The organism is Arenimonas sp., assembly GCF_019459675.1.
Taxonomy (GTDB): Bacteria; Pseudomonadota; Gammaproteobacteria; order Xanthomonadales; family Xanthomonadaceae; genus Arenimonas.
Genome location: NZ_JAIBFH010000336.1, coordinates 1 through 3753, shown reverse-complemented (window position 1 = coordinate 3753; position 3753 = coordinate 1). Strand labels below are relative to the sequence as shown.

The following is a 3753-nucleotide window of genomic DNA, read 5'->3' as shown; positions in this document are numbered from 1 at the left end:
TGTTTGTTGATGCCCCGGCCGCCTTCGGTGTCGGGGGGGGTGGTGAGCTGCCTGGGGCGCAGGTCCGGTTGCACGATGTTGGGGGGGGCGGCTTTTTCCGGCGGCGCGGCGCGGGCCGGCGCACGGCCCTGCAGGCGGTCCTTGGCGTAGGCCACGGCATTCTGGTGCGCGGCTTCGGCCAGGCCCAGCGACTGCATGCCCACGCCCAGGCGCGCCGAGTTCATCATTACGAACATCGCCGCCAGGCCCTTGTTGGGCTCGCCGATCAGCCAGCCGCGGGCGGCGTCCATGTTGATCACGCAGGTGGCGTTGCCGTGGATGCCCATCTTGTGTTCGATCGAGCCCGCCTGGATGCTGTTGCGCGCGCCGACGTTGCCGTCCGCGTCCGGAACGAACTTGGGCACCAGGAACAGCGAGATTCCCTTCGTGCCGGCGGGCGCGTCGGGCAGGCGGGCCAGCACCAGGTGCAGGATGTTCTCGGCCAGGTCGTGTTCGCCGGCGCTGATGAAGATCTTGGTGCCGCTGAGCGCGAAGCCACCGTCGGCGTGCGGCTCGGCCTTGGTCTTGAGCATGCCCAGGTCGGTGCCGCAGTGCGGCTCGGTCAGGCACATGGTGCCCGTCCACTGGCCCGAGACGATCTTGGTGAGATAGACCTGCTTCTGCTCGTCGGTACCGAAGGCGTGCAGGCACTCGTAGGCGCTGTGCGACAGGCCCGGGTACATCAGCCAGGCCTGGTTGGCCGAATTCCACATTTCGTAAAGGCGGTTGTTGACGATGGTCGGCAGGCCCTGGCCGCCGAAGTCCGGGTCGCAGCCCAGCGAAGGCCAGCCGTTCTCCACGAACTGCGCATAGGCCTCCTTGAACCCGGTCGGGGCCGTCACCACGCCATTGCCGTGGTAGGTGCAGCCTTCGCGGTCGCCGACCTGGTTCAGCGGCTGTATGACCTGGCTGGCGAACCTGGCGCCTTCCTCAAGCACCGCCTCGATGGTCTCGATGTCCAGCTCGGCATAGGGCGGCAGCGCCTTGAGCTCGTCCTGGACCTTGAGAAGTTCGAACAGGACGAAGCGCATGTCGCGCAGCGGGGCGGTGTACTGGGGCATGGACAGGTACCGGTGGGTGGGCAGGGCGCGACTCTACCATACCGCTCCGTACGGGCCAGGTGATGGCCGCCCGGGGGCCTGGCCGCCGGTCCCGGGATGGGGAGATGCCGCGGCTTGGGGCTATGCTCGGCACCTGCCCAACGCCCGGAATCGACATGCGCCAGACCCTGATAGCGACCGCCCTTGCCACCGCGATGCTCGCCGGCTGCGGGCCGGGCACCCCCAACACCGCGACCACCGATACCCCCGCCGCGGCCGCTGCCGCTTCCACGCCGGCCCAGTCCGCGGCGGACGTGGCCTTCGCCGGGCTGGCCGCAAGATTCCTGGACGAAGGCCTGGCCTTGGCCCCGGTGAGCGCCACCGGCATCGGTGACCACCGCTTCGATGCCGAGCTGGACGATCTGAGCGCGGCGGGCCGCCAGAAGGGCGTCGACTGGGCCCGGAGCATGCTGGCCGCGCTCGATGCCATCGACGTGTCCGGACTGTCGCGGGAAAACCAGGTGGATGCGCTGATCCTGCGCAACAACCTCGAGTACGGGCTGTGGGACAGCGAGGTGTTCCAGCGCTGGGCCTGGGATCCGCAGGTCTACAGCGGCCTGGCCGGCGGCGCGATCTACAGCCTGATGGCGCGCGAGTTCGCGCCGATGCCCGATCGCCTGCGGTCCGCCACCGCGCGCATGGAAAAGCTGCCGGGCCTGCTGGCCCAGGCGCGCGAGAACCTCGACCCGGCCCGCGTACCGCGTACCCATGCCGAAACCGTTGCCCGCCAGAACCGCGGCCTGGCCAGCCTGCTGGACGGTTTCATCGTGCCGGCCGCCGACCAGCTGCAGGGCGACGAGCGCACGCGCCTGGACGCCGCGGTGGCCAAGGTGCGCGCCGCCGCGCAGGAACACCAGGTCTGGCTGGACGAGACCCTGGTGCCCAACGCCACCGGGGATTTCCGCGTCGGCGCGCAGAAGTACGACCAGCAGCTGGTGTTCGCGCTGAATTCGTCGCTCAGCCGCGCCGAGATCCGGGAGCGCGCCGAGGCCGAGCTGCTGCGCGTGCGCGACCAGATGTACGCCGTCGCGCGCACGGTGCTCAAGGACCGCGACGGCGCGCCGCCCGTGCCCGACCAGCCCGATGAAGGCCAGCGCCAGGCCGCCATCGAGGCGGCGCTGGAAGTGAGCTATGCCGACCGGCCGGGTCGCGACGAAGTGGTGGATTTCGCCAAGCACACGCTGGAAGTGGCCACCGGTTTCGTGCGCAGCAAGGACCTGGTGACGGTGCCCGACGAGCCGGTGAAGATCATCCTGATGCCGGAGTTCCAGCGTGGCTTCTCGGTGGCCTACTGCGATTCGCCGGGCCCGCTCGACAAGGGTCTGGACACTTACTACGCCATCTCGCCGATTCCGGACGAGTGGGACCAGGCCAAGGTGGATTCGTTCCTGCGCGAATACAACGACTACATGATCCACGTGCTGACCATCCACGAGGCCATGCCCGGCCACTACCTGGAGGGCGTGCATTCCGCCGACCACCCGTCCACCCTGCGCGCAGTGTTGCGCTCGGGGCCGTTCGCCGAGGGCTGGGCGGTTTACACCGAGCGGATGGTGGCCGACGCCGGATACCTCGACAACGACCCGCTGTTCCGCCTCAACCAGCTCAAGTTCTACGCCCGCGCCGTGGCCAACGCCATCCTCGACCAGGGCGTGCACGTGGATAACTGGACCAAGGAACAGGCGATGGACCTGATGGTGCGCCAGACGTTCCAGCAGCAGAGCGAAGCGGAGGGCAAGTGGATTCGCGCGCAGCTGTCGTCCACGCAGCTGGCGACGTATTTCGTCGGTGCGCAGGAGCACTTCGATGCCCGCGCCGCCGCCGAGGCGAAGTGGGGCGCGGACTTCGACGCCAAGCGCTACCACGACCGCATGCTGGCCAACGGTGCGCCGCCGGTGCGGTTCGCGCGCCAGCTGCTGCTGGACGAAGCCATCAACTGATTCGGATGCGGGCTACGCCGCCTGGCCCGCGGCGTGGCCCGAGGCCCAGGCCCACTGGAAATTGTAGCCGCCCAGCCATCCGGTGACGTCCATCACTTCGCCGACGAAGTACAGGCCGGGGTTGGAGCGCGATTGCATCGTCGATGACGACAGGCCGTCGGTGTCCACGCCGCCCAGCGTGACTTCGGCCGTGCGATAGCCCTCGGTGCCGCTGGCGATGATGGGCCAGTTCGCCAGCTGCCGCGCCAGGTTCGGCAGCTCGTTGTGGGTGTATTGGCGCATCGGCTTGTTGGTGAACCAGACCTCGCACAGGCGCTGCGCGAAGCGCTGCGGGAACGCTTCGGCCAGCACCGTGCGCAGTTCGGCGGCGGGCTTGGCCGCCTGGCGCTCGAGCAGCCAGGCCAGGATGTCGCGCTCGGGCAGCAGGTCGAGCAGCAGTTCCTTGCCGGGTTCCCAGTACGACGAGATCTGCAGGATGCTGGGGCCGCTCAGGCCGCGGTGGGTGACCAGCATGGCGTTGCGGAAGCTGGCCTGGCCGCAGCGCGCTTCGACCGGGAAGGCCACGCCGGCCAGTTCGGCGTAGTGCTCCTGGTGTTTGCCGCTGAGCGTCAGCGGCACCAGCCCCGCGCGCGTGGGCAGCACCACGTGGCGGGGGGGGGGGGGGGGCGGGGGGG

3 protein-coding genes are annotated in these 3753 nt (G+C 69.3%); 1 reads left to right on the top strand and 2 read right to left on the bottom strand.

The window, feature by feature from the left end; all coding sequences use genetic code 11:
- On the bottom strand, positions 1-1100 hold a 1100-nt coding region (locus K0M70_RS11260; RefSeq protein ID WP_290781952.1), incomplete at its 3' end, for an acyl-CoA dehydrogenase N-terminal domain-containing protein.
- Positions 1101-1255: 155 nt separating this feature from the next.
- On the opposite strand from K0M70_RS11260, the gene K0M70_RS11255 reads away from it, so the two are divergent.
- Entirely contained in the window at positions 1256-3079 is a 1824-nt protein-coding gene (locus K0M70_RS11255; RefSeq protein ID WP_290781951.1) for a DUF885 domain-containing protein, read from the top strand.
- Between the two features lie 12 nt (positions 3080-3091).
- On the opposite strand, the gene K0M70_RS11250 is transcribed toward K0M70_RS11255, so the two are convergent.
- A partial coding sequence (locus K0M70_RS11250) for an NAD(P)/FAD-dependent oxidoreductase (RefSeq protein ID WP_290781950.1) occupies positions 3092-3753 on the bottom strand: 662 nt, incomplete at its 5' end.

Bases quoted from the DNA above. Each gene is read 5' to 3' on its own strand.
- K0M70_RS11255 (WP_290781951.1), top strand. From the start codon at position 1,256: ATGCGCCAGACCCTGATAGCGACCGCCCTTGCCACCGCGATGCTCGCC.